Origin of the sequence: Collinsella sp. LCP19S3_B7 (assembly GCF_052121795.1) — a bacterium.
Classification (GTDB): domain Bacteria; phylum Actinomycetota; class Coriobacteriia; order Coriobacteriales; family Coriobacteriaceae; genus Collinsella.
In genome coordinates, this window is sequence record NZ_JBQKDO010000004.1 from 68,428 (window position 1) to 92,429 (window position 24,002).

General features: G+C 62.2%; 21 protein-coding genes and 5 tRNA genes. 24 read left to right on the forward strand and 2 right to left on the reverse strand.

Annotated features, from left to right (window positions below; all coding sequences use genetic code 11):
• Nucleotides 1-102: 102 nt before the first annotated feature.
• Complete coding sequence (locus ACTQW0_RS02790; protein ID WP_441566817.1) at nucleotides 103-2,529, reverse strand: glycogen/starch/alpha-glucan phosphorylase; 2,427 nt, start codon at nucleotides 2,527-2,529, stop codon at nucleotides 103-105.
• Nucleotides 2,530-2,623: 94 nt separating this feature from the next.
• A complete protein-coding gene (gene glgB / locus ACTQW0_RS02795; protein WP_441566907.1) occupies nucleotides 2,624-4,903 on the reverse strand; it encodes a 1,4-alpha-glucan branching protein GlgB in 2,280 nt (759 codons plus the stop codon).
• Between the two features lie 331 nt (nucleotides 4,904-5,234).
• Between glgB and ACTQW0_RS02800 the strand changes: the two genes are divergently transcribed.
• The 24 genes from ACTQW0_RS02800 (at nucleotide 5,235) to ACTQW0_RS02915 (ending at nucleotide 24,000) form a co-directional block, all read left to right on the forward strand.
• Nucleotides 5,235-5,924 carry an HAD family hydrolase gene (locus ACTQW0_RS02800; protein ID WP_441566819.1) on the forward strand — a complete coding sequence of 230 codons (690 nt, stop codon included), beginning with the start codon at nucleotides 5,235-5,237 and terminating at the stop codon, nucleotides 5,922-5,924.
• A gap of 9 nt (nucleotides 5,925-5,933) precedes the next feature.
• Entirely contained in the window at nucleotides 5,934-6,575 is a 642-nt protein-coding gene (locus ACTQW0_RS02805; RefSeq protein ID WP_441566821.1) for a thiamine diphosphokinase, read from the forward strand.
• A gap of 70 nt (nucleotides 6,576-6,645) precedes the next feature.
• Nucleotides 6,646-6,721: transfer RNA gene (locus ACTQW0_RS02810), tRNA-Ala, on the forward strand.
• Between the two features lie 382 nt (nucleotides 6,722-7,103).
• Nucleotides 7,104-7,178 (forward strand) — tRNA-Val (locus ACTQW0_RS02815).
• Nucleotides 7,179-7,308: 130 nt separating this feature from the next.
• Nucleotides 7,309-7,381 (forward strand) — tRNA-Ala (locus tag ACTQW0_RS02820).
• Nucleotides 7,382-7,581: 200 nt separating this feature from the next.
• Nucleotides 7,582-7,657, forward strand: a tRNA-Ile gene (locus tag ACTQW0_RS02825).
• 317 nt (nucleotides 7,658-7,974) lie between these two features.
• A tRNA-Ala gene (locus ACTQW0_RS02830) sits at nucleotides 7,975-8,047 on the forward strand.
• A gap of 75 nt (nucleotides 8,048-8,122) precedes the next feature.
• Nucleotides 8,123-10,153 (forward strand): ABC-F family ATP-binding cassette domain-containing protein, encoded by a 2,031-nt coding sequence (locus ACTQW0_RS02835; protein ID WP_441566823.1) that lies wholly within the window; start codon nucleotides 8,123-8,125, stop codon nucleotides 10,151-10,153.
• Nucleotides 10,140-10,436, forward strand: a complete 297-nt coding sequence (locus ACTQW0_RS02840; RefSeq protein ID WP_441554308.1) for a hypothetical protein — start codon at nucleotides 10,140-10,142, stop codon at nucleotides 10,434-10,436. The genes ACTQW0_RS02835 and ACTQW0_RS02840 overlap by 14 nt, the downstream gene beginning before the upstream one ends.
• A 9-nt stretch (nucleotides 10,437-10,445) precedes the next feature.
• Nucleotides 10,446-11,129, forward strand: a complete 684-nt coding sequence (locus tag ACTQW0_RS02845; protein WP_441566825.1) for a site-2 protease family protein — start codon at nucleotides 10,446-10,448, stop codon at nucleotides 11,127-11,129.
• Nucleotides 11,130-11,213: 84 nt separating this feature from the next.
• Nucleotides 11,214-12,023 (forward strand): segregation and condensation protein A, encoded by an 810-nt coding sequence (locus tag ACTQW0_RS02850; protein WP_427748056.1) that lies wholly within the window; start codon nucleotides 11,214-11,216, stop codon nucleotides 12,021-12,023.
• Between the two features lie 11 nt (nucleotides 12,024-12,034).
• Nucleotides 12,035-12,763, forward strand: coding sequence for an SMC-Scp complex subunit ScpB (gene scpB / locus ACTQW0_RS02855; protein WP_427748055.1), 729 nt, complete (start codon nucleotides 12,035-12,037; stop codon nucleotides 12,761-12,763).
• On the forward strand, nucleotides 12,750-13,736 hold the full coding sequence (locus ACTQW0_RS02860; RefSeq protein WP_441566827.1) for a pseudouridine synthase: 987 nt from the start codon (nucleotides 12,750-12,752) through the stop codon (nucleotides 13,734-13,736). The genes scpB and ACTQW0_RS02860 overlap by 14 nt, the downstream gene beginning before the upstream one ends.
• Nucleotides 13,737-13,802: 66 nt before the next feature.
• Nucleotides 13,803-14,489: a (d)CMP kinase gene (cmk, locus tag ACTQW0_RS02865; RefSeq protein WP_441566829.1), complete on the forward strand. Its 687-nt coding sequence runs from the start codon at nucleotides 13,803-13,805 to the stop codon at nucleotides 14,487-14,489.
• Between the two features lie 3 nt (nucleotides 14,490-14,492).
• Nucleotides 14,493-15,221, forward strand: coding sequence for a lysophospholipid acyltransferase family protein (locus tag ACTQW0_RS02870; RefSeq protein ID WP_441566830.1), 729 nt, complete (start codon nucleotides 14,493-14,495; stop codon nucleotides 15,219-15,221).
• 2 nt (nucleotides 15,222-15,223) lie between these two features.
• Nucleotides 15,224-16,120 carry a 4-hydroxy-3-methylbut-2-enyl diphosphate reductase gene (locus ACTQW0_RS02875; protein ID WP_441566832.1) on the forward strand — a complete coding sequence of 299 codons (897 nt, stop codon included), beginning with the start codon at nucleotides 15,224-15,226 and terminating at the stop codon, nucleotides 16,118-16,120.
• Nucleotides 16,121-16,122: 2 nt separating this feature from the next.
• Nucleotides 16,123-17,565, forward strand: a complete 1,443-nt coding sequence (locus ACTQW0_RS02880; RefSeq protein WP_441030928.1) for a DUF512 domain-containing protein — start codon at nucleotides 16,123-16,125, stop codon at nucleotides 17,563-17,565.
• Between the two features lie 10 nt (nucleotides 17,566-17,575).
• Nucleotides 17,576-18,910: a ribosome biogenesis GTPase Der gene (gene der, locus ACTQW0_RS02885; RefSeq protein ID WP_427748050.1), complete on the forward strand. Its 1,335-nt coding sequence runs from the start codon at nucleotides 17,576-17,578 to the stop codon at nucleotides 18,908-18,910.
• Entirely contained in the window at nucleotides 18,903-19,586 is a 684-nt protein-coding gene (gene plsY / locus ACTQW0_RS02890; protein ID WP_427748049.1) for a glycerol-3-phosphate 1-O-acyltransferase PlsY, read from the forward strand. Before der ends, plsY begins: the two co-directional genes overlap by 8 nt.
• Before the next feature lie 9 nt (nucleotides 19,587-19,595).
• The gene (locus ACTQW0_RS02895) at nucleotides 19,596-20,603 is read left to right on the forward strand and encodes an NAD(P)H-dependent glycerol-3-phosphate dehydrogenase (RefSeq protein WP_441566834.1); all 1,008 of its coding nucleotides are present in this window, start codon (nucleotides 19,596-19,598) and stop codon (nucleotides 20,601-20,603) included.
• An 18-nt stretch (nucleotides 20,604-20,621) separates the two neighbouring features.
• Complete coding sequence (gene rpe, locus ACTQW0_RS02900; RefSeq protein WP_441566836.1) at nucleotides 20,622-21,293, forward strand: ribulose-phosphate 3-epimerase; 672 nt, start codon at nucleotides 20,622-20,624, stop codon at nucleotides 21,291-21,293.
• Between the two features lie 6 nt (nucleotides 21,294-21,299).
• On the forward strand, nucleotides 21,300-22,478 hold the full coding sequence (locus tag ACTQW0_RS02905; RefSeq protein WP_441566838.1) for a cysteine desulfurase family protein: 1,179 nt from the start codon (nucleotides 21,300-21,302) through the stop codon (nucleotides 22,476-22,478).
• Nucleotides 22,475-23,284 (forward strand): Nif3-like dinuclear metal center hexameric protein, encoded by an 810-nt coding sequence (locus ACTQW0_RS02910; RefSeq protein ID WP_441566840.1) that lies wholly within the window; start codon nucleotides 22,475-22,477, stop codon nucleotides 23,282-23,284. Before ACTQW0_RS02905 ends, ACTQW0_RS02910 begins: the two co-directional genes overlap by 4 nt.
• The gene (locus ACTQW0_RS02915; RefSeq protein WP_441566842.1) at nucleotides 23,281-24,000 is read left to right on the forward strand and encodes a zinc ribbon domain-containing protein; all 720 of its coding nucleotides are present in this window, start codon (nucleotides 23,281-23,283) and stop codon (nucleotides 23,998-24,000) included. Before ACTQW0_RS02910 ends, ACTQW0_RS02915 begins: the two co-directional genes overlap by 4 nt.
• Nucleotides 24,001-24,002: the final 2 nt, after the last annotated feature.

Genomic DNA, 24,002 nt, shown 5'->3' on the forward strand with positions numbered 1-24,002 from the left:
TTTCTCCTTCTGTCATCGATGTTCCTAAACCCATTAGCGACGGGCGCGGCGCTCGGTCGCGCCCGTCGAGTAATGCCGTGCGGCAAAGGGAACTCGCGGCCTTTACGCGTGCCAGATCTCGTCGCGGTACTCGCGAATGGTGCGGTCGCTCGAGAACCAGCCGCTCGAGGCGGTGTTGAGCAGCGCCTTGCGGTTCCAGGTCTCCTGGTCGCCATAGCTGCCCGTGAGCTTCTCCCATGCATCCACGTAGCTGCGGAAGTCTGCCATAACCAGGTCGGGGTCGTTGTTGTTCATAAGCTCGTTGTAGATGCTCTCAAAGTTGCCCGAAAGGCCGGCAAACGTGTTGTCCTTGAGCTCTTCCATCACGCGGCCCAGACGTTCGCGATCATTGTTGAGCGTATCCCACGCAAAGTAGCTGTTCGATGCCCAGAGCTGCTCGACCTCGGGAGCGGTCAGGCCAAAGATCGCCTCGTTCTCGCGGCCGGCCAAATCGGCGATTTCGATGTTGGCGCCGTCGAGGGTGCCCAGCGTAATGGCGCCGTTCATCATGAGCTTCATGTTGGACGTGCCCGAGGCCTCCTTGCCAGCTGTGGAGATCTGCTCCGAGATCTCGGCGGCGGGGTAGATGAGCTGGGCGTTGCTCACGCGGAAGTTGGGGATAAAGCAGACCTTCATGACTTCGTTGACGCGCGGGTCGTTGTTGATGACCTCGGCCACCGAGTTGATCAGGCGGATGGTCTCCTTGGCAAAGGTGTAGCTCGAGGCAGCCTTGCCGCTAAAGATAAAGGTCGTCGGTGTCACGTGGAAGTTGGGATTGGCGATGCGACGGTTGTAGATGTCCATCACCTTCATGATGTTCATGAGCTGGCGCTTGTAGGCATGAAAACGCTTTACCTGAACATCGAAGACGGTGTTGGGGTCTATAACCAGACCGGTCTCTGCCTTAACGTAGGCGGCAAGGCGCTCCTTATTGGCGCGCTTTGAGGCACCCACGGCCTTCAGGAACTCGGTGTCGTTCTGAAAACCTTTAAGTTTCTCCAGCTCAAAGGCGTCCTTGAGCCAGCCGTCGCCAATGGCCTCGGTCACGAGCTTGGCGTAGGTGGGGTTGGCCTCGGCAAAGAAGCGACGGTGCGAGATGCCGTTGGTCTTGTTGTTGAACTTCTCGGGCGTTAAGGCATAGAAGTCCTTGAGCACATTGTTCTTGATGATATCGGAGTGAATCTTGGCCACGCCGTTGACGCTGTGGCTGCAGATCACGGACAGGTTGGCCATGCGAACCTCGCCGTCCCATAGGATGGCGGTCTGGCGCAGACGCTCCTGCCAGCCCTCCTGCGTAGTATCGAACGACTCATGCCAACGACGGCTGATTTCGTCGATGATCTGGTACACACGGGGGAGGAGCTTGGAGAACGTGCCGATGGGCCACTTCTCTAGGGCCTCGGGCAGGATGGTGTGGTTGGTGTAGCTCACGACCTGCGTCACGATGTTCCAGGCGTCATCCCACTCGAGCTTCTTCTCGTCGATGAGGATGCGCATGAGTTCGGGGCCGCACATGGCGGGGTGCGTATCGTTGGTGTGGATGGCCACAAACTGCGGCAGCAGCTCCCAGTTCGCGCCGTGTTCCTTCTCAAAGGTGTCGAGCAGGCTATAGATACCGGCCGAGACAAACAGGTATTCCTGCTTCAGTCGCAGCAGACGGCCGTGCTCACCGGCGTCGTTGGGGTAGAGGATGGCACTGATGGCCTCGGCCTCGGCGCGCTCGGCGTCGGCCAGGGCGTAGTCGCCGCGGTTGAAGGCCTCCAAATCAAAGTGCTCCTCGACCGGCTCAGCGGCCCAGACGCGCAGCTTGTTGACGGTCTCGCCGGCATAGCCCACCACGGGGATGTCGTAAGGGACGGCCAGGATGTCCTGCGTGTCCACGGTTCGATAGAACGTGCGGCCGTTCTCCTCAAAGCCCTCGACGCGGCCACCAAACTTAATGGTCACGGCCTTGTCCTGACGACGGACCTCCCAGGGATAGCCGTTGGTGAGCCACTCGTCGGTGGTTTCGACCTGGCTGCCGTTGATGATCTCCTGTTTAAACAGGCCGTAGCGGTAGCGCATGCCGTTGCCGTAGCCGGCAATGCCCTCGGCTGCCATGGAATCCAGGAAGCATGCGGCCAGACGACCCAGGCCACCGTTGCCCAGTGCCGGATCGGGCTCCTGGCTCTCGATGACGGACAGGTCAAGGCCCATATCGTCGAGCGCCTCGGCGACCATGTCGCGCACGCCAAAGTTGAGCAGGTAGTTGTCGAGCAGGCGGCCAATCAAAAACTCGATCGAGAAGTAGTACACGCGCTTCTTGCCCTCGGCTGCCGCACGGGCGTCGCTCTTGGTGGCAACGGTGCGCGCCTTCTCGGCCACGAGCTTGGCCAGGGCGTTAAAGCGATCCAGGTCGCTGGCGGCCTCGACGCTCTTGCCGCTAATGCTCATGACGGCATCGCGATAGAGCTCGGTAAACTCCTGCTTGTTGTCGAAGATCTTATTCATACGTTCCTTTCCCCCGGGGATGTTTCTCCCGGAACGGTTGTGACTTGTATCCTACGCCCCGCTGGGGCGGGTAATTACAGCTGTAACGGCTTTGTTACGCATCCTTAGGTGACGACTTAACAGAAGTAGACTTGGCTTTGGTAGCGGCCTTTTTGGCAGCAGACTTCTTGGTCGCAGTAGCCTTGGCAGCGGGCTTTGGGGCGGCCTTAGCCTTAGCCTTGGTCGTCGTAGCCTTCGCCTTGGCCGGAGCCTTCTTGGCGGCCGCGGTCTTGGGCTTCACCGAGGACGCACGCTTGCGGGTCGCCTTCTTGGGCTCCTCGACCACGGGCGGCTTATAGCTGCTGGGGCCGCGACGCTTAAGCACCACGCCTGCCAGGCTGGGCACCTTAATCTCGATGGAGTCCATCTGCCCGTTCCAGGGATAGGGCTCGCTCGAGCAGGTGTAGGGCTCCTCGCCAGCATAGCCGCTGCCGCCAAACTCGGGACGGTCGGAGTCAAAGATGACCTCCCAGTCGCCCTCACGCGGCACGCCCACACGGAAGCTCTCGTAGGCCGCCGGGTCAAAGTTGATCAGGATCACGAGGTCGTCATCGACGTTCTCGCCCTGACGCACAAAGCTCACGATGGACTGCTTGGAGTTGTCCGCGTCGATCCAGGTAAAGCCGTCGTCATTGTAGCCGCGCTCGTACAGGGCAGGCTCGGCGGTATACAGGTGGTTGAGCGCCTTAATGAACGCCTGATGGTGTGCATGGGTCTCATACTGCTCGGTCAAGAACCACTGAATAGATTCGTAGTAGCGCCACTCGATAAACTGGCCGATCTCGTTGCCCATAAAGTTGAGCTTGGCACCGGGGTGCGTCATCTGGTAGAAGGCGAGCGTGCGCAGGCCGGCAAACTGGCGCCACCAGTCACCCGGCATGCGGCCGATGAGCGAGCACTTGCCGTGTACGACCTCGTCATGGCTGAGCGGGCAGATAAAGTTCTCGGTAAAGGCGTACATGATGGAGAACGTGAGCAAGCCATGGTTGCCGGGGCGCCACGGAAAATCGGTCTGCATGTAGTGCAGGGTGTCGTTCATCCAGCCCATGTCCCACTTGTAGTGGAAGCCCAGGCCGCCGTCCTGCGGCGGATAGGTCACAAGCGGCCACGCGGTGGACTCCTCGGCCATCATCATCACGTCGGGGTAGTGCGCCTCTACAGCGCAGTTGACCTGACGGATAAACGCGCTGGCGTCCAGGTCCTCCTCGGTACCGTACTTGTTGAACTTCTTTTGGCCAGGATCGTCAATGCCAAAGTTGAGGTACAGCATGCTGGACACGCCGTCCATGCGAATGCCGTCCACATGGAAGTTCTCGATCCAGTACAGCACGTTGGAGACCAAGAAGGAGCGGACCTCGCCGCGGGCGAAGTCAAACTTGTGCGTGCCCCAGTTGGGGTGAATCTCGTGCTCAAACAGCATGTGGCCGTTAAAGGTGGCAAGGCCGTGGGAGTCGGCGCAAAAACCGCCGGGCACCCAGTCCATGATCACGCCGATGCCCGCCTCGTGGCACGCATCGATAAAGTGCATGAGCTGCTGCGGGTTGCCGTAGCGCGACGTGGCGGCAAAGTAGCCGGTCGTCTGGTAGCCCCAGGAGCCATCGAAGGGGTGCTCCATAAGCGGCATGACCTCGATATGCGTGTAGCCCATATCGCGCACGTAGTCCACGAGCTCCACCGACAGGTCGTCGTAGGTGTAAAACTCGCCGCGCTGCGCAGGGAAGGGGTCCATGGGACCGGGGTAGTTGCCGTACTCGTCCGGCTCGCCCTGTGGCTCGTCTCCGTGGCGCTTCCACGAGCCGATATGCACCTCGTAGATGTTGAGCGGCTGCGACATGTGGTTGTGGCCGGCGCGGCGCTTGAGCCACGCGGCGTCGTTCCACTGGTAGCCATCGAGAGTCCACAGCACGCTCGCCGTTCCCGGAGGGCACTCGGCCTTAAAGGCGTACGGATCGGCCTTGTAGAGCTTTTCGCCCTCGTTGGTCTCGATGAGGTATTTATAGAGCTGGCCCTGCTCGGCGCCAGGAATAAAGCCTTCCCAGATAGCGCTCGTGTGTACGGGCACCAGCGGGTTGGCTTGTTCGTCCCAATTGTTAAATTCACCGATAACGTTGACGCTCTTAACGTCGGGCGCCCAAACGCAAAAACGCCAGCCGCGCGTGCGCTGCTGCGTGTCGGGATGCGCGCCCATCTTTTCCCAGCTGCGCTCCCACATTCCAATGCCAAACAGATAGACATCGTCCTTGGTGAGCTCCGGTGCGTGCGGGGCGGCTTTACGGGTAGCGGGCTTTTTGGTTGCTGGCTTTAGCTTTGTATCGCTCACGTTTGATCCCATCATGACGCGGCAGCGTGTTGCCTTGGTGACTAGATGCGAAAGGTCCAAGGCTGCACGAATCGAAGGGACGGCGATAGCTCTATGATTCGTCCCACCTCGCGTGCTCGGTGGAACTTTCGGCAAAAACCACAATAACACCTGTCCGTTAGTTTTATGGACGAAAGTGGATTTACGGTGGCGTTTAATCGGTGAGCGCCATGTTTATGCCACTGACAGAATTGCGATGGTAAAACTCTTGACAGTTTTACCAATTAGGGTTTCAAGATTCTTAGATTTACGTTTGGTAAAACGTTTTTAGCAGGTTGTTTACCATTTGACATTGAAAGGTTTGCGAATGAACCACACAGCCGCCTCTAATGTTGCTTTTATTTTTGATTGCGACGGCACACTGGTAAATAGCACCCCCGTTTGGGGCTATGCGCAGCCCGAACTATTGCGGCGTTACGGCATTGATGTAAAGATCGACGATTTTGCCCAGTTTGAGCATTTGTCGCTCGAGGACGAGTGCCAGGCCTACCACGACACGTGGGGCATTGGCGAAAATGGAGAGGAGCTGTATCGCGAGCTGAGTGACATCCTGATCGATGGCTACTCCAAGGTGCCGCCGCGCGAGGGGCTCCTGGCATTTTTGGAGCAGGCGAAATTGGCCGGCATTGCTATGTGCGTGGCCACGTCCACGCCGGCCGAGCTGGTGCAGTCCGCACTCGCGGGTGCGGGGCTCGACGCCTACATGGAGTTTATTACCACGACGGGCGAGGCGGGCCGCTCCAAGCAGTTCCCCGATGTGTACGAGCTGGCGCTGCGCCGTCTGGAAGGACGCCACGGGCACCAGTTTGAGCGCGCGTGGGTGTTTGAAGACGCCGTCTTTGGCCTTAAGAGCTCTGGCACTGCAGGCTTTAAGCGTGTGGGCATCTATGACCCGCACGGCCGTATGGAGCGCGACAAGGTTCGCGATAACTGCGATATCTTTATCGATAGCTATGAGGACCTGGACCTGGCCCGCGTGCTTTCGTTTGAGGGCTAGGCGAGGGCTGTGGCTTGCAAAGTATTAGTTGTTTGCGGCTCGCCCGTGGTGGCGAGCGCGGATTTGTTGCGTCGACTAGCGGGGGAGTGCGACCACGTTGTCGCCGTGGACCGCGGGCTCGACGCGCTGCTGGGTGCTGGCCTGGGTTGCGACGTGTATGTAGGAGATGCCGACACGGTGAGCGACACCGGTCGCGCGTTGGTCGATGCCGCCGAGGCCTTTGAGGTAGAGCGCCACGACCCCTACAAGGACTATACCGATCTGGCGCTGGCGCTCGATTCGGTCCGCCGTCGCTGGCCGGGTGCCGAGGTGGTTGCGACCTGCGCCACCGGCGGCCGCCCCGACATGGCCCTGTCTGTGTTAGGGCTACTGGCAGGCTATGCGGACGCTCCCGTCTGGATCGAAGAAGACGAAGTGACGGCCAGAATCCTGCACCAAGACGAGACCTGGACCATTGAGGGCGCCGAGGGCAAAATCTTCTCCATCATCGCCATAGCCCCTGGGACAGTAGTAAGTGAACACGGCCTAGAGTGGGAGCTAGACCACAGCCCTCTAGGCCTGTTAGCCGACACCGGCATGAGCAACGTTGTCAGGTCAACAGCCACGATCCAAGTTCACACCGGCACGGCCATCGCTTACCTATATCAATAGGTATTTAGAGTCTGACCCAAAAAAGTCCTTGCACGTCGCGCCAACTTCCCCTATAGTATCTCCTCGTCACGGGGGCGTAGCTCAGCTGGGAGAGCGCTTGACTGGCAGTCAAGAGGTCAGGGGTTCGATCCCCCTCGTCTCCACCATCGTGAATGTAAAGCCTTCGAAAACCGGAGGCTTTTTTCTTATAGATAGGCTCAATTGGTTGACTGTGTTCGTGGCGGGCGTTACGGCGCAAGTCTATAAAAAGGTTTAATCATTTCAATAAATGGTGGCGTGGTCCAGCGGGATTTACGAGTACGAGCATCCCAAGATCTTCGACACCTATTACGAGAAGGTCTTGCCGTATGAAAATTGGTTTAGCTGCTGGTTTTGACGACGAGTGTAGGAACAGGTCGTTGTGCTGCAAGTATGCCGTAAACACGGATTGTGTCGGAGTGGTCTGGCATACGATTTTAAAATCGAAGCCAAAAAGTTCTTGGTAATCCTCGCGTTGCTATGTTAGTATCTCTTTTGCCGAAAGGCGACGGGCGATTGGCTCAGGGGTAGAGCATATCCTTCACACGGATGGGGTCACAAGTTCGAATCTTGTATCGCCCACCATCAAAAGCACAGGTCAGAGGTGATAAGCCTCTGGCCTTTTTCTTTTTGACACAGAGAGTGTGATCAAAAAAGTTTCTTCAAAATTGTTCTTGCACCCTTGGAGGAGTTCCCGTATAGTACTTCTTCGCACGGGGGCGTAGCTCAGCTGGGAGAGCGCTTGACTGGCAGTCAAGAGGTCAGGGGTTCGATCCCCCTCGTCTCCACCCGAGCATTGAATGAGGCTCCAACGCAAGTTGGGGCCTTTTTTCATATAGGCACACAAGGTCAAAGGCAGGACCATGATCCTTCCGATCGAAAAGATCGTGCGTTGAATGACCATTGCGCGCATGGTAGTATTTCACGTCGTGGTGCAACGACACGCTAAATGGAACTTCGCCATTGCCTTTGCAACCACTAATATAAAGGGCTCTTGGCGCAACGGTTAGCGCAGGGGACTCATAATCCCTGGGTTCTGGGTTCGAATCCCGGAGGGCCCACCAGGTTTTTCAACAGGTCAGGCAATTTGTCTGGCCTGTTTCTTTTTCATGGCAACATTTTCTTGCAAGTAGCTTGTTTGCCCACTTCCAAACGCCTTGGGTCGCGTTCATGGCGGGAGGTCCCCGGGGGCGACCGGGCTGGAGCCGGAAAGGCGGGCTGCGGCAGCACCGCACGCCTTAGGGCGCGCCCCGCGGGCATGGCCAGGCATCGCGGACCCTCGATCCTGTGCGGGTCCGCGCCCCCGCGCCGCGACGGCGAAAGTTTTTCTAAAATTGTCCTTGCATCGCCGTCCGAGTTCCCGTATAGTACTTCTTCGCACGGGGGCGTAGCTCAGCTGGGAGAGCGCTTGACTGGCAGTCAAGAGGTCAGGGGTTCGATCCCCCTCGTCTCCACCCGAGCATTGAATGAGGCTCCAACGCAAGTTGGGGCCTTTTTTCATATAGGCACACAAGGTCAAAGGCGGCACCATGATCCTCCTGGTCGACAAGATCGAAAAAAGCTTTGGCGCGCGCGTCCTCTTTAGCGGCGCGTCCTTTCAGATCAACCCCGGCGAGCGCTTTGCGCTCGTGGGACCCAACGGCGCCGGCAAAACCACCATGCTCAAAATCATCATGGGTATCGACAGCCCCGACGCCGGCCAGGTCCAGTACTCCAAGGACTGTCAGGTGGGCTACCTCGAGCAGGAAACCAACCTGGAGCACAAGGACACGACCATCCTCGCCGAGGTCATGGCCGCCGCCAAGGAAATCCACCGCATGGGCGAGCGCGCCAACGAGCTGCAGGCCCAGATCACCGAGCTCTCTGAGCAGGGCAAGGACGTCGACGCGCTCCTTAACGAGTACGGCCAGGTCCAGGACCGCTTTGAGCACTTGGGCGGCTACGAGCTCGAGAGCAACGCCCGCAAGATCCTGTCCGGTCTGGGCTTTAAGGTCACCGACTTTGAGCGCCCGTGTTCCGAGTTCTCGGGCGGCTGGCAGATGCGCATCGCGCTGGCCAAGCTCTTCCTGCGCCATCCCGACCTGCTACTTCTGGACGAGCCCACCAACCACCTGGACCTCGAAAGCGTCCAGTGGTTGCGCGGCTTTATCGCCAACTACGACGGCGCCGTGCTCATCGTCAGCCACGACCGCGCCTTTATGGACGCCTGCGTCGACCACGTCGCCGCGCTCGAGAACCGCCGCGTGACCACCTACACCGGCAACTACAGCAGCTACCTCAAGCAGCGCGAGGACAACCTGGAGCAGATGCGCGCCAAGCGTGCCGCCCAGGAGCGCGACATCGCCCACATGCAGGTTTTCGTCGACAAGTTCCGCTACAAGCCCACCAAAGCCGCCCAGGCGCAGGAGCGCATCCGCAAGATCGAGCAGATCAAAAAGGAGCTCGTCATCCTGCCCGAGGGCCACAAGCACATCGACTTTAAGTTCCCCGACCCGCCGCGCTCGGGCGACATGGTCGTGGGTCTGGAGGGCGTGTCCAAGTCCTACGGCAACAAGCACATCTATAGCGATATCGACCTCAAACTATACCGCGGTGAGCATGTGGCGCTCGTCGGCCCTAACGGCGCCGGCAAGTCCACCCTCATGAAGATCATCGCCGGCCTGGAGCCGCCCACTACCGGCGCGCGCGACCTGGGTACCAACGTGGGCGTGGCCTATTACGCCCAGCACGCGCTCGAGGGCATGACCGAGTCCAATACCGTCCTGCAAGAAATCGACACCGTTACGCCCAAGTGGACCGTGCCGCAGCAGCGCAGCCTGCTGGGCGCCTTCCTGTTTAGTGACAACGATTCTATCGAAAAGCAGGTTCGCGTTCTTTCCGGCGGCGAAAAGGCGCGTCTTGCCCTGGCTAAGATGCTCGTGGCGCCCGAGGCACTTCTGTGCCTGGACGAGCCCACCAACCATCTGGACATCGACTCGGTGGACATGCTCGAGAACGCCCTGCAAAACTTCCCCGGCACCATTGTTCTGATCAGTCACGACGAGCACCTGGTGCGAGCCGTGGCCAACCGCGTGATCGATATCCGCGATGGCAAGGTCACGGTCTATGACGGCGACTACGACTACTACCTCTACAAGCGCGAGGACCTCGCGACCCGCGCCGCCGAGGCGGCAGGGGAGAGCACACCGGCCACGACCAAGCCCACCAAAGCCAGCGCCGCCCAGGCCGATACCCCCGCTGCGGCCCCCAAGCCAGCCGAGGGCAAAAAGACCAAGGAGCAAAAGCGTGCCGAGGCCCAGGCCCGCGCCGCGCTCAACAAAAAGCTCAAGGGCGTGCGCAACCAGCTCAAGAAGATCGAGGCCGAGCTCGACAAAAAGCGAGCCCGCTATGACGAGCTTATGGAATTGATGGCGAGCGAAGAGCTTTATGCCGATCAGGATAAGTTCAATGCCGCGCTGGGGGAATATAACGGGCTTAAGCAAGAGCTGCCCAAGCTCGAGGACGAATGGCTCGAGCTTTCCACCCAAATCGAAGAGGAGACCGCGCGTGAACTCTCGTAAGGCCGCTGCCGTGGCGATGAGCATCATCGCCATCGCGTGCCGCATCTGCGGCATCTTTATGAGCGCGATGACTGTGCTGCTGTGCTTTAGCGGCCTCTCCGCCAAGCTGCAGATTGTGGGCTTTGTCGTTGAGCTTTCGCGCGCGCTGCCGACCGCCATCGCCGGCTATGGCGTCATCACATCGCCCTTCGGCGGCGTGTTCCGCCTGGATTACGCCATCGTGGCCGTCATCCTGTTTGTGGCCGACTACCTGCTCACGCGCGCCTCGCGCCGCGTCCGCTAGGGGAGCGCCATGTCCAGTAGCTACCTCATGAACCTGCTCGCGAGCGCCGTCGCCGTCATCGTGGGCATCGTGATCCACGAGAGCGCACACGCCGCCGCAGCCTGGGCGCTCGGCGACAAGACGGCCCGTTCTCGCGGCCGCGTCTCGCTCAACCCGCTCAACCATATTGACCCGTTTGGCACCATCATCCTACCGCTGCTCATGCTCGCCGCCGGCGGCCCGGTGTTCGCCTTCGCCAAGCCCGTGCCGGTCTACCTCAACAACCTCAAGCACCCCAAGCGCGACGAGGTCTTGGTGAGCGCGGCCGGCCCCGTATCGAACATCGCACTGGCGTGCCTTGCGGCCGCCATCATGCACGCAGCATACGGCAACCTCTACACCAGCATGTCCTTTGCCGTAGCGTCCCAAATCATGAACTTCGGCGCCACCTTTATCGTGGTCAACCTGTCGCTTGCGTTCTTTAACCTCATCCCGATCCCGCCGCTTGACGGCTCGTCGATCATCGTGCCGTTTCTCAAAGGCAAGGCGCTCGCCAACTACTACCAACTGCAGCAATACGCCATGCCCATACTCATCATTGTGCTGTATCTGCTGCCCATGTGGACCGGCATCGATGTAATCGGCCGGTATTTCGACGTTACCGTGTATCCGCTGGCGGAGCAGCTGCTCAACTTCGCAATCGCCGGCATCTAGGGTAAACTTACAGGTCGGCCGTGCAAAACGGTCGCAGCATGCACCCAAACCGCGCCGCGAAGGCGCCGTCAAAGGAGGTCGAAGATGTCGTATCGCGTGTCGACGCAGGTCTACAGCGGACCGTTCGACCTGCTGCTGCAGCTGGTAACCCGCCAAAAAGTTGATATCGGCGCCATCTCTATCAGCGAGGTGGCCGAGCAGTACCTGGCCGAGGTCGAGCGTATTGAGGCGCTGGACCTGGACGTGGCGAGCGACTTTTTACTGGTCGCGGCAACCCTTTTGGACATCAAGGCCGCCTCGCTGGTGCCGCAGGAGGCCCCGCGCAAAGCCGACGACGATGACGAGATTGACGAAGACCTCGAAGAGCTCAGCGCACTCGACGGCGACGCCCTGCGCGAGGTCCTGATCCAGCGCCTGATCGCCTACAAGCAGTTTAAGGGCGCGGCGGCGGCTCTTGGCGCGCGCATGCAGGCCGAAAGCCGCATGCATCCGCGTGTGGCCGGTCCCGACCCCGAGTTTTTGGGCCTTATGCCCGACTACCTGGCCGGTATCACGCTGCGCGGCCTGGCCGTCATCTGCGCCGACCTTGACGGCAAGCGCCAGACCTTCCTGCTGGAGGCCGAGCACGTGGCGCCGCATCGCGTGCCGCTCGACCTGACGGTGGCCTCGGTCGACCGCTTTACCATGGCGCACCAAACTTGCACCTTCCGCGAGCTGCTGGACGGCGACGCCACCACCGAGCAACTCGTCGTCACCTTCCTGGCCATGCTGGAGCTCGCGAAGCGCGGCTCACTCACCCTGAGCCAGGACGAGATCTTTGGAACCATCCGCATCAACCGCGTCGAGGGCGCCGAGGCATACGTGCCCGGCGAGGGCCCCGAGCTCACCGAATAGGAGCGGCTACCATGTCAACCCTTTCCACGCTAGAGGCAAACAGCCTCAAGGGCGCCCTCGAGGCGCTCCTGCTGGTTTCGAGCGATCCCGTCAGTGCGCCCGCGCTGGCAGATGCGCTGGATATCGCCCCGGGCGAGTGTGCGTCGCTTTTGGCCGAGCTCAAAGTTGAGTACGAGGAGGCCAACCGCGGCTTTCAGCTGCGCGAGGTCGCCGGCGGCTGGCGCCTGTTTACGCATCCCGCCTACCATGACGTGGTCGAGGCCTATGTGCTGAGCTGGGATACGCAAAAACTGTCGCAGGCGGCACTCGAGACTCTGGCCGTCATCGCCTACCATCAGCCCGTCACGCGCGAGGTGGTCAAGGGCATCCGCGGCGTCAACTCCGACGGCGTCATCGCGTCGCTCGTTGACAAGGGTCTGGTGCGCGAGCTCGGCCGCGACCCCCAGCGCGGTCAGGCCATCATTTACGGCACGACCAACGCCTTTTTGGAGAAGTTCGGTCTGCGCTCCACCCGCGACCTGCCCGATCTGGAGCAGTTTGCCCCCGACGAGCAGTCGCGTCAATTTATCCGCGAGCGCCTGAGCGGCCGCAGCATTCAGTCTACGCTCGAGGAGCAGGTCGAGGACCTGGACGAAGAGCGCGAGCTGCTGGATACCGATGTTGAGGATGTCGAGGCAGTCGGTGGCGAGGAAACACTTGCCACCGACGACGCTGCGGAGGATACGCATGACGAGGACTAGCGAAGCAGGGGAGACGCGTACCTCACACGCCGCCGGCGGCACAGCGCCCAACGCGGATACGCACGAGTCCGTCTCCCAGCCCGTCTACCCACACACGATGCGCCTGCAGCGCTTTTTGGCGCGCGCGGGTGTTGCGAGCCGCCGCGGCTCGGAGGACCTGATGACCGCCGGCCGCGTGACTGTCAACGGCCAAGTCGCGACCGAACTGGGCACCAAGGTCGATGTGGACCGCGACCATATCGAGGTTGACGGCATGCCCGTCAAGCTCAACCAGGGCGCCGTGTACCTGATGCTCTACAAGCCGACCGGCTATCTCACCACCATGAGCGATCCGCAGGAGCGCCCCTGCGTGGCCGACCTGGTCCCGCGCGACCGCTTTCCGGGGCTCTTCCCGGTGGGCCGCCTGGACCGCGACACCACGGGCCTTTTACTCTTTACCACCGACGGTGACCTGTCGCAGGACCTGCTGCACCCCAGCAAGCACGTCTACAAGACCTACCAGGCGCTCGTGGACGGCCACCTGACCGATCGCGACTTGGAACCGCTGCGCCGCGGCATCGAGCTCGACGATGGCCTGTGCCAGCCGGCGATCTGCCGCGTCATTACCGCGCGCGAGGCCGAGGCCGTGGCTCCGCAGGGTGTGAAGCCCGGCACAACCGCCGTGGAGGTCATCATCCGCGAGGGGCGCAAGAACCAGGTCAAGCGTATGCTGAGCAAGATCCACCACCCGGTGATCCGCCTGCACCGCTGTAACTTTGCCGGCCTGGAGCTCAAAGACGTGGCCAAGGGCTCGTGGCGCGAACTCACCGACCGCGAGGTACAGATCCTCAAGGCCGGCGGCATCCCGCCCAAGCAGGCCGGCGCCAAGCGCGCCGCCGCGCCGGCGGCCAACCCCGCGACCCGCACGCGTCACCACGGCAGCCACGGCTCCGCGCCCAAGCGCAACACCTACCGCGAGCGCTACACGGGCTAGCCAGCCCGCCAAGCCGCAGCGCCCGCGTCCCATACCAGCACGTCAACCACCGAAAGGAAGCATTGCATGATCGTCGCCATCGACGGCCCCGCCGGTTCCGGCAAGTCCACCATCGCCAAGGAGATCGCCCGCCAGCTGGGCTTTAACAAGCTCGACACGGGCGCCATGTATCGCGCCGTCACCTTCGCCGCGCTCGACCGCGGCATCGACCTGAACGACGAGGCAGCCATCGATTCCCTCGCCGAGCAGATCGAGATCCGCTTTACTAACGGCACCGGCGAGGACACGCGCCTGACCATCGACGGCGCGGACGCCTCGGCTGCCATTCGCACCCCGCAGGTGGACGCCAACGTCTCCAAGGTCTCGGCCTACCCGGGCGTACGCGCGGCCATGCTCATCCATCAGCGTCGCGCCGCCGAGGACCGCGACATCGTGGCCGAGGGCCGCGACATCGGCACCGTCGTGTTCCCCAACGCGCAGGTCAAGGTGTTCCTGACCGCCGATCCGCGCGAGCGCGCCCGTCGCCGCGTGCTGCAGCGCCACCAAAACGACACCCAGCCGCTCACCCAAGAGCAGCTCGAGGCCGAGGTCGACGAGACCCTCGACGCCCTCAAGCAGCGCGACAAACTCGACAGCAGCCGTGAGGTCGCGCCGCTCGTGCCCGCCGAGGACGCCGTGCATGTCGACTCCACCGCACATACCATCGACGAGGTCGTCTCGATAATCGAGGACCTCATCAACCAAAGGAGGTAGCTCATGCGCCTGTTTAAACAGACGCCCGAGGATTACTACAACGCGCCTTATGCCGAGTTCCCCGTGCTCATCCGTGGCACCGTCTTTGTGGTCATGGGCATCCTTTGGGCTTTCTCCAAGCTCATGTGGCGCTGGAAGGTAGAGGACAGCGACCTGCTGTTTGAGCGCCAGGAAGGCCGCGGCAGCGTGGTCATCTGCAACCACACCTCGATGGCCGAGCTCCTGGCTGTAGAGACGGCGCTATTCTTTGGCGGCCGCCGCATTCGCCCCATTTTTAAGTCCGAGTTTGCCAAGAGCAAGATCGTGCGCTGGGCCTTTAGCCGCGTGGGCGGCATTCCCGTCGAGCGCGGCACCGCCGACATGAAGTGCCTGCGCGCCGCCCAGCATGCACTGCAGCGCGGCGAGGACGTCCTGATCTTCCCCGAGGGCACGCGCATCCGCTCGCGCGAGATCAAGCCCGAGGTCCACGGCGGCTTTGCGCTCATTGCCCAGATGGGCAAGGCACCCGTCAACCCGCTCGCCATCTGCGGCTGGTCCGATATCACGCCCGCGGGCAAAAAGCTCATGCGCCCCAAAAAGTGCTGGATCCGTGCAGGCAAGGCCATCTCGCTATCCGATGCACCGGCCGAGCTCAAGCGCAAGGAGCGCCTGGCATGGTTTGAGTCCGAGGCCATGAGCCGCGTCTACGCCATGCGCGACGACCTGTGCGCCGAGCACCCCGGCAGGTTCTAGCCATGGGCGAGAACGTCATGAATACCGCCGCGACCGCCGCTGAGGAGGTCCTCCCCACCATCGAGATCGCAGCGCATGCCGGCACCTGCTACGGCGTGCAGCGTGCACTCGACATGGCGCTGGCCGCCGCGCCGCAGGCAGGGGAGAGCGCTCAGGTCCACACGCTGGGTCCGCTCATCCATAACCCTATCGTGGTGCGCGAGCTTGCCGAAGCAGGCGTCGGTCTGGCAGACACCTTGGACGACGCCGCATCGGGCACCGTGGTCATTCGCGCGCACGGCGTGGTGCCGCAGGTCATCGAGGCTGCTCGCGAGCGCGGCCTTACCGTGGTCGATGCCACCTGCCCCTACGTCAAGAAGGTCCATGTGGCGGCCGAGCGCCTGGTGCGCGAGGGCTACCGTGTGATCGTCGTGGGCGAGCCGGGCCACCCCGAGGTCGAGGGCATCCTGGGCCACGCCGGCGATGACGCGCAGGTCGTGAGTTGCGCCGCCGATGCGGACGCGCTGCCGCTCAAGGGCAAGGTGGGCCTGGTTGTGCAGACCACCCAAACCGCGCAGAACCTGGCCGAGGTCGTGGCCTCCATCACTCCGCGTGTGCAGGAACTACGCGTGATCAACACCATCTGTGCTGCCACGAGCGAGCGCCAGCAGGCGGCCGCAACCCTTGCCAACCGCTGTGATTGCATGGTCGTCGTGGGCGGCAAAAATTCGGGCAATACGCGCCGCCTGGCACAGATTTGTGCCGATGTCTGCGAGCATACCCATCACATCGAGGAAGCCTCCGAGCTCGAGGCCGCATGGTTTGCCAACGCGCGCCACATCGGCATCACCGCCGGAGCCTCAACTCCGCAAGAACACATCGAACGCACCGTTGCGCGCATCAAGGAGCTTTGTCGCTAATCATGGACCAGACCGTACCCGCATACGCCGCCGAGGTGGCCGATTACGGGCGCAGCCGCGACCCCGAGCCGGGTGAGGGTGCGCTCGTAAAGAACGTGCGTCCCGAATCGCCCGCATGGGATGTGGGTATCGAGCCGGGCATGCGCGTACTCACGGTCAACGGCGAGCAGCTGACCGACATGATCGTGTGGCTCTGGGAGGCCGACGAGGACACCGTCGACCTAGAGGTTCTCGACCCGCGCGACGGCACCGTCACCCCCGTCGAGCTCGATCGCTTTCCCGGCGAGGACTGGGGCCTTGAGTTCGACGGCCCTATCTTTGACGGCATGCGTACCTGTGTGAACGCCTGCGTGTTCTGCTTTATGACCATGCTGCCCAAGGGCGGCCGCTCCACGCTGTATATTCGCGATGACGACTACCGCCTGAGCTTTTTGCAGGGCAACTTTGTCACGCTCACGAACCTTTCCGACGAGGACGTGCAAAACGTTATCGACCGCAACATGAGTCCCATGAACGTGTCGGTCCATGCCGTAAGCCCCGACGTCCGCCGCCGCATGATGGGCCGCAACGCCCAGCGCGGCATGGACGTGCTCGAGACCATCATGGCCGCCGGCATCGAGATTCATGCGCAGATTGTGCTGTGCCCCGGCATGAACGACGGCGAGGAGCTGCAAAAGACCCTACGCTTTTGCGAGGAACACGAGCAGATCACGAGCCTGGGCATCGTGCCGCTCGGTTTTACCAAGCACCAGAGGCGCTTTACCTGGTCATACAGCGACAAGCCCGAGCTCGCGCGCGAGACCATTGCCATGATCCGTCCCTTCCAGGATCGTGCCTACAAGCGCTTTGGCCGCCACACCTTCCAGATGAGCGACGAGTTCTATCTGGACGCCGGCATCGAGCCACCCCAGGCCGATTTTTACGACGGCTACCCGCAGTATTACGACGGCATCGGTATGATTCGCTCGTATCTGGACGAGACTGACGATGTGCTCACCGCCGATGCCGAGCGTCTGCGCCGCGTTCGCGAGGCAATCGCCGCCCGTGGCCAGCGCCTCCTGTGCCTCTCCGGCACCAGCGCGCGCGACACCGTGGCGCGCTTTGTGGAGTCGCCACGGGGCCTTGCCGGCACCGTCACGGCTATCGAAAACCGTTACTTTGGCGGCAACGTGGACGTCACCGGCCTCATCGTCGCCTGCGACATTCTGGAGCAGCTGCCGCAGGACCTCTCGGGGGTTATGCTCTTTGTGCCTAAGCTCATGTTCAACGCTGACGGCATGACGCTTGACGAGTATCATCGTGACGATTTACTCGCAAGCCTTGAAGCTCGCGGCGCCGAGGTTCATGTGGTATCGACCATGCCGCATGAGCTGCTCGATACCCTGGAGCATATCCTTGGCATTGTGCCCGCAGACTCTACTAATTCCGCTGACCCAACCCATTAAAGGAGTGCAGATGAAACCTATCGTCGCCGTCGTCGGACGCCCCAACGTGGGCAAGTCCACGCTCGTTAACCGCCTGGCCCAGACCTCGGACGCCATCGTCCATGAGTCCCGCGGCGTAACGCGCGACCGCTCCTACCACACGGCCGATTGGAACGGCCGCGAGTTCACCATCGTCGACACGGGTGGCATCGAGCCGCTCAAGAGCGATGACGTCTTTGCCACGTCCATCCGCGACCAGGCCCTCGCCGCCGCCGAGGAAGCCGCCGTCATCCTATTTGTGGTCGACGGCCGCACCGGCGTCACCGAGGAGGACGAGTCGGTCGCCCGCATGCTCAAGCGCTGCGACAAGCCGGTCTTTCTGCTGGTGAACAAGCTCGACAACCCCGATCGCGAAAACGACAGCATCTGGGAGTTTTATTCGCTCGGCATCGGCGAGCCAACGCCGCTATCGGCCCTGCACGGCCACGGCACGGGCGACCTGCTCGACGACATCGTTGCCCTGTTGCCCGAGGAGGAGGACGAGGTCGCCGACGAGTTCCCCGACGCGCTGAACGTCGCCATCATCGGCCGCCCCAATGCCGGTAAGTCCTCGTTGTTCAACCGCATCCTGGGTGCCGACCGCTCTATCGTGTCCAACATTGCTGGCACGACGCGCGACGCCATCGACACCGTCGTGGAGCGCAACGGCAAGCACTACCGCATGGTCGACACCGCGGGCATTCGCAAGAAGAGCACCGTGTACGAGAACATCGAGTACTACTCCATGGTCCGCGGCCTGCGCGCCATCGACCGTGCCGACGTGGCACTGCTCGTCGTCGACGCCTCCGTGGGCGTTACCGAGCAGGACCAGAAGGTCATGGGTCTTGCCATCGAACGCGGCTGCGCCATCGTCGTTCTGCTCAACAAGTGGGATCTGCTCGACGACGACCGCAAGCGCGAGGCCTGCATGGAGACCGTCGACCGCCGTCTGGGCGTCATGGCTCCCTGGGCCCAGTACCTGCGCATCTCGGCCCTGACTGGCCGTAGCGTCGAGAAGATCTGGGCGATGGTCGACGCCGCCGAGAAGACGCGCTCGCAAAAGATCACCACCTCGCGCCTCAACACCTTCCTCACCGACCTGCGCGAGTTTGGCCACACCGTGGTGGACGGCAAGCGTCGCCTGCGCATGCACTACGTGACCCAGACGGGCGTCAACCCGCCGACGTTTACGTTCTTCGTCAACCACAGCGACCTGGTCAACGACACCTACCAGCGCTATGTGGAGAACCGTATGCGCTCGACCTTCGATTTTTCCGGCACGCCCATTCGACTCTTCTTTAGGAAGAAGGAGCAAAAGGATGCATAATCCGATTCTGCTGACCGCCATCTGCGCCGTGGTCTCGTTCTTTATCGGAGCGATTCCGTTTGGCCTGATCCTGGGCCGTGTGTTCAACCACACGGATATTCGCAAGGCGGGCTCCGGCAACATCGGCACCACCAACGCCCTGCGCGTAGCCGGTCCCAAGGTCGCGGCGCTCACGCTGCTGCTCGACTGCTTGAAGGGCGCCATCTGCGTCCTTATCGCGCGTCCGCTCATCGCGAGCGTGGGCTATGGCTTCCCGGTGAGCATCATGGCTCCCGGTGCCGCCGGCGACTGGATGCTCGGCGTCATTTGCCTGGCTGCCGTGTGGGGCCACATATTCTCGCCCTACCTCAACTTCCGTGGCGGCAAGGGCATTGCCGTGGGGCTGGGCGTCATACTCGCCTGGTACTGGCCCATCGGACTTTCGCTGCTGGGCATGTTTATCGTGGCCGTCGCCATCACCAAGTATGTGTCGGTGGGCTCGCTTGCCGCGGCCATCGGTCTTCCCATCGCCGCCTGCGCGGTCTTTCCGTACAGCAGCCTGGGGCTCAAGTTTTGCATGGCGATGATCGGCATCACCGTGGTGTGGGCCCATCGCGCAAACATCAAAAAGCTCATGACGGGCAAGGAATCCAAGCTCTCGTTTACCAAGCGCGTCACCGAGCCCGACGATAAGTAGGAGAGAGTCATGAATGTTGCGCTGATTGGCTCCGGCTCCTGGGGAACCGCCGTCGCCGGCCTTGCCGCCGCGCGAGCCGAGCGCGTGACCATGTGGGCCCATAGTGAGCAGACGGCCGCCGGCATTAACGGCGAGCACCGCAACCCGCGCTATCTGGTGGACTACGTGCTGCCGGAAAACGTTGTCGCCACGACGGACCTGGCCCAGGCGCTCGACGGTGCCGATGCGATCATCTTTGCCGTGCCTTCGACGCACCTGCGTGGCGTCTGCCACCAGGCGGCGCCGTTCATCGCAGACGGGACGCCGGTCCTGTGCCTTACCAAGGGCATTGAGCCCGAGTCCGGCATGCTCATGAGCGAGGTCATCGCCAGCGAGATCGGCAACGAGGCGCGTGTGGCGGCGCTCTCGGGCCCCAACCATGCCGAGGAGATATGCCGCGGCGGACTTTCCGCCGCCGTCATCGCCAGCAAAGGCTCGCAGGTAGGGGAGACCTTTAAGGACCTGCTCCTATCCACGGCCTTCCGCATCTACCTATCGCAGGACATGACCGGCGTCGAGGTTTGCGGCGCCATGAAAAACGTCATCGCCATCGTGTGCGGCATCTCCGCCGGTACCGGCGCGGGTGACAACACGCTCGCCCTTATCATGACGCGCGGCCTCGCAGAAATCAGCCGACTGGTGCACGCCCGCGGCGGCCAGGCCTTGACCTGCATGGGTCTTGCCGGCATGGGTGACCTTATTGCCACCTGCACCTCCGAGCATTCGCGCAACCGCACCTTCGGCTACGAGTTTGCCCACGGCGTATCGCTCGACGAGTACCAGGCGCGCACGCATATGGTGGTCGAGGGCGCCGTCGCCGCCCGCAGCGTGAGCGAGCTCGCCCGTTCGCTGGGCGTAGACATTCCGCTCACCTTTGCCGTGGAGCAAACGCTCTACAACGGTGTTACTTTGGATAGGGCGCTCGAGATCCTTACCGACCGCGTCCCCTCTCAAGAGTTCTACGGACTCACCGACTAGCGCAGAAAGGCTACTACCATGGGTTCCATCAAAATCGCTCCGTCCGTCCTTTCGGCTGACATGGCCAACCTCAAGGGCGAGCTCGACAAGATCGCCGGTGCCGACTATGTGCACTTCGACGTCATGGACGGTCACTTTACCGGCAACCTCACCTTTGGCGTCGATATCCTCAAGGCCGTCAAGCGCTCCACCAAGGTGCCGGTCGACGCGCACCTGATGGTGTCGAACCCCGACGAGACCGTCGATTGGTACGCCGACGCCGGCGCCGATATGATCACCGTTCACTACGAGGCCTCCACGCACCTGCACCGCACGCTCACGCACCTACAGCAACGCGGCGTCAAGGCCGGCGTGGTGCTCAACCCCGCCACTCCCGTCTGCGTGCTCGAGAGCATCATCGAGGTCGTCGACATGGTGCTGCTCATGAGCGTGAACCCCGGCTTTGGCGGCCAGAGCTTTATCCCGGGCACGCTGCATAAGCTCCACGAGCTCAAGGCCATGTGCGAGCGCCACGGCGTGTCGCCCATGATCGAGGTCGACGGCGGTATCTCTTCCAAAAACATTGCCGAGGTCGTCAAGGCCGGTGCCGAGGTCCTGGTGGCCGGCTCCGCCGTATTTAAGTCCGAAGATCCCGCCGCCGAGGTTGCGCTGCTGCAGAAGCTGGGCAACGAGGCCGCACAGGAGGCATAAACCCTTATGACCGCAGGTCAAAACCGCATACCCGTGAATCTTGACTATGCCGCCTCGACGCCCATGCGCGCCGAGGCGCTCCTTGCGCAGCGCGAGTACGACGAAAGCGAGCTTGCAGGCGTCAACCCCAACTCGCTGCACTCGCTCGGCCGCAAGGCTGCCGCACGTCTGGAGGTTGCACGCCGCGAGATCGCCCGCAGCTTTGGCGCGCGCGTTCGCCCGTCCGAGATTGTCCTAACCAACGGCGGTACCGAGGCCAACCAGCTGGCGCTCCTCGGACTTGCCGAGGGTGCTCGTCAGCGCGATCGTAAGCGCGAGCGCGCGATCGTGTCTGCGATCGAGCATGATTCGATCCTGGACAACCTATCGCTGCTGCGAGCCGCGGGCTTTACCGTCGACCTGGTGCAGCCCTGCCGTGCGGGCTACATCGAGCCTGCCGCGCTGAGCGACTTGTTGGGCGACGACGTCGCGCTCGTGAGCATCATGGCCGCCAACAACGAGACCGGTGTGGTACAGCCTATCCGCGAGCTTGCCGCGGCTGCGCACACCGCGGGCGCCCTGTTCCACACCGATGCCATCCAGGGCTATCTGCATATTCCGCTCGATGTGACCGAGCTGGGCGTCGATGCTATGACCGTTGCAGCACACAAGATTGGCGGCCCCGTAGCCTCCGGCGCGCTATACCTAAAAAGCCGCACGCCGCTGCGCCCCCGCATCTTTGGCGGAGGACAGGAAGCCGGACGTCGTGCCGGCACGCAGGACCTGCGCACGCAGCTGGCCTTTGCCGCTGCCGCCTCGTCTCTGGCGCCCCATGTGGCTCAGGAGCGCGCCACGCTGCAGACCTTGTCCGACAAGCTCTACGCCACGCTCACGGCCCATCCGCGCATTCACGCCACCATGGGCGACTACACGCAGGCCGACCGTCTACCCGGCATGGTATCGATCTATATTGACGGCATGGACTCCGAGGAGCTCATCATCAAGCTCGACGCCGCCGGTTTTGAGGTGTCGGCCGGATCGGCTTGCTCAAGCGGCAGCATGGACCCGAGCCACGTGCTGAGCGCCATGGGCATTGGTCGCGAGCAGGCGCTGGGCGCACTGCGCATCTCCTTCGATGACCGCGTGAATCCGAGCGATCTGGACGACTTTGCCCAGACGCTGCTCTCGATTGTAGGTGCCGCATGATCGTCGCCGAGCTTGAGCGCGCCCTGCTGGCACGCTATCCCAAGACGGACGCCGAGCCCTGGGACCACGTAGGCTTATCCGTTGGCGACCCCGACGACGAGATCCGCGGCGTTGCCTGCGCGCTTGACGCTACCAGGAACAACGTGCAGCGCGCCTTGGAAGCCGGAACCAACGTGTTGCTCACGCATCATCCCGTCTACATCAAGGCGCCCGAGTCGTTTTGCCCGCCCAGCGCAACGCGCCCCCAGTGCAGCGCGGCGCTCTACGAGGCGGCCCGCTGCGGGGTGAGCATTATCTCGCTCCACACCAACCTGGACCGCTCGCACGAGGCGCGTGCCTGTCTATGCAAGCTGCTGAACGCCGTGCCCGTTAGCTCGCTGGAGCACGCGGACGACCCCGAGTCGACCGGCCTGGGCGCGCTTGCGACTCTCAACGACCCGTGCACGCTGTGCGATCTTGCCGCCCGTGCTGCCACGGCCTTCGGAAGCGACCCACGCGTATGGGGCGATGCCGAGCGCCCGTGCCGCACCGTTGCCATTCTGGGCGGCTCCCTCGGCGACTTTGGCGAGCTTGCCATCGCCGCCGGTGCGGATGTCATCGTGACGGGCGAGGCGGGCTATCACGTGGCGCAAGACCTTGCCTTGCGCGGGCTGAGCGTGATCTTGCTCGGCCACGATCGCTCCGAGGAGCCGTTCGTGGATATCTTGATGAACTCTGCGGTTGACGCCGGGGTCGACCCCCGTCATGCGATTAAAATACTGAACCCTTGCCAATGGTGGACTGTGACAAAAGGAGAGAACTTATGAGCGCCGGCGCTACGCTACTCAAGCTGCAACAGATCGATTTGGAGCTCGCCCGCAACAAGAGCGAACTTGCCAATATGCCGGAGCTCAAGGAGCTCGCCTCAAAGCGCAAAACCTATGTAAAGCTTAAGTCCGAAATGACCAAGCTCTATGCTCAGCGCAAGGACCTCGACATTGAGCTGGACGATCTCAACACCACCGAGATCCAGACCAACAACGCCATCGAGGCCGCCAAGAAACGCCACGTCGACGGCTCTGACTACCGCGAGATCCAGGATCTGGAAAACGAGCTCGCCACCCTGGCCAAGCGACTGGACAAGATTGAGCACACCCGCAAGGATGTCGTTGTCGCCCACAAGGAGGCGCTCGACCGTGAGGCTCGCGCGCAGGCCATCATCGCCAAATTCGAGGAGGGCGTAATGGCCGACACCAAGGCCGCCCGTGCCAAGGCCGCCGACCTGCAGGCCCAGATTGATGCCGCCACCAAGGAGCGCACCGCGCTCGCCGCCACGCTGCCGACCGACGTGCTCACCGACTACGAGCGTCTACTCAAGCAGTTCCGTGGCCTGGCCGTCGAGACCATCAAGGGCAACATCCCCACGGTCTGCCACACCGCGCTGCAGGCGTCGTCCATGAGCGACCTCAACCACGACGGTAGTGAGATTACGCACTGCCCGTACTGCCACCGCCTGCTCGTGCTCCCCAACAAGGAAGCCTAACA

Coding starts and splice junctions, on each gene's coding strand:
- ACTQW0_RS02790 (WP_441566817.1), bottom strand. CDS start 2,529: ATGAATAAGATCTTCGACAACAAGCAGGAGTTTACCGAGCTCTATCGC.
- glgB (WP_441566907.1), bottom strand. CDS start 4,903: ATGATGGGATCAAACGTGAGCGATACAAAGCTAAAGCCAGCAACCAAA.
- ACTQW0_RS02800 (WP_441566819.1), top strand. CDS start 5,235: ATGAACCACACAGCCGCCTCTAATGTTGCTTTTATTTTTGATTGCGAC.
- ACTQW0_RS02835 (WP_441566823.1), top strand. CDS start 8,123: ATGATCCTCCTGGTCGACAAGATCGAAAAAAGCTTTGGCGCGCGCGTC.
- ACTQW0_RS02845 (WP_441566825.1), top strand. CDS start 10,446: ATGTCCAGTAGCTACCTCATGAACCTGCTCGCGAGCGCCGTCGCCGTC.
- ACTQW0_RS02850 (WP_427748056.1), top strand. CDS start 11,214: ATGTCGTATCGCGTGTCGACGCAGGTCTACAGCGGACCGTTCGACCTG.
- scpB (WP_427748055.1), top strand. CDS start 12,035: ATGTCAACCCTTTCCACGCTAGAGGCAAACAGCCTCAAGGGCGCCCTC.
- ACTQW0_RS02860 (WP_441566827.1), top strand. CDS start 12,750: ATGACGAGGACTAGCGAAGCAGGGGAGACGCGTACCTCACACGCCGCC.
- cmk (WP_441566829.1), top strand. CDS start 13,803: ATGATCGTCGCCATCGACGGCCCCGCCGGTTCCGGCAAGTCCACCATC.
- ACTQW0_RS02870 (WP_441566830.1), top strand. CDS start 14,493: ATGCGCCTGTTTAAACAGACGCCCGAGGATTACTACAACGCGCCTTAT.
- ACTQW0_RS02875 (WP_441566832.1), top strand. CDS start 15,224: ATGGGCGAGAACGTCATGAATACCGCCGCGACCGCCGCTGAGGAGGTC.
- ACTQW0_RS02880 (WP_441030928.1), top strand. CDS start 16,123: ATGGACCAGACCGTACCCGCATACGCCGCCGAGGTGGCCGATTACGGG.
- der (WP_427748050.1), top strand. CDS start 17,576: ATGAAACCTATCGTCGCCGTCGTCGGACGCCCCAACGTGGGCAAGTCC.
- plsY (WP_427748049.1), top strand. CDS start 18,903: ATGCATAATCCGATTCTGCTGACCGCCATCTGCGCCGTGGTCTCGTTC.
- ACTQW0_RS02895 (WP_441566834.1), top strand. CDS start 19,596: ATGAATGTTGCGCTGATTGGCTCCGGCTCCTGGGGAACCGCCGTCGCC.
- rpe (WP_441566836.1), top strand. CDS start 20,622: ATGGGTTCCATCAAAATCGCTCCGTCCGTCCTTTCGGCTGACATGGCC.
- ACTQW0_RS02905 (WP_441566838.1), top strand. CDS start 21,300: ATGACCGCAGGTCAAAACCGCATACCCGTGAATCTTGACTATGCCGCC.
- ACTQW0_RS02910 (WP_441566840.1), top strand. CDS start 22,475: ATGATCGTCGCCGAGCTTGAGCGCGCCCTGCTGGCACGCTATCCCAAG.
- ACTQW0_RS02915 (WP_441566842.1), top strand. CDS start 23,281: ATGAGCGCCGGCGCTACGCTACTCAAGCTGCAACAGATCGATTTGGAG.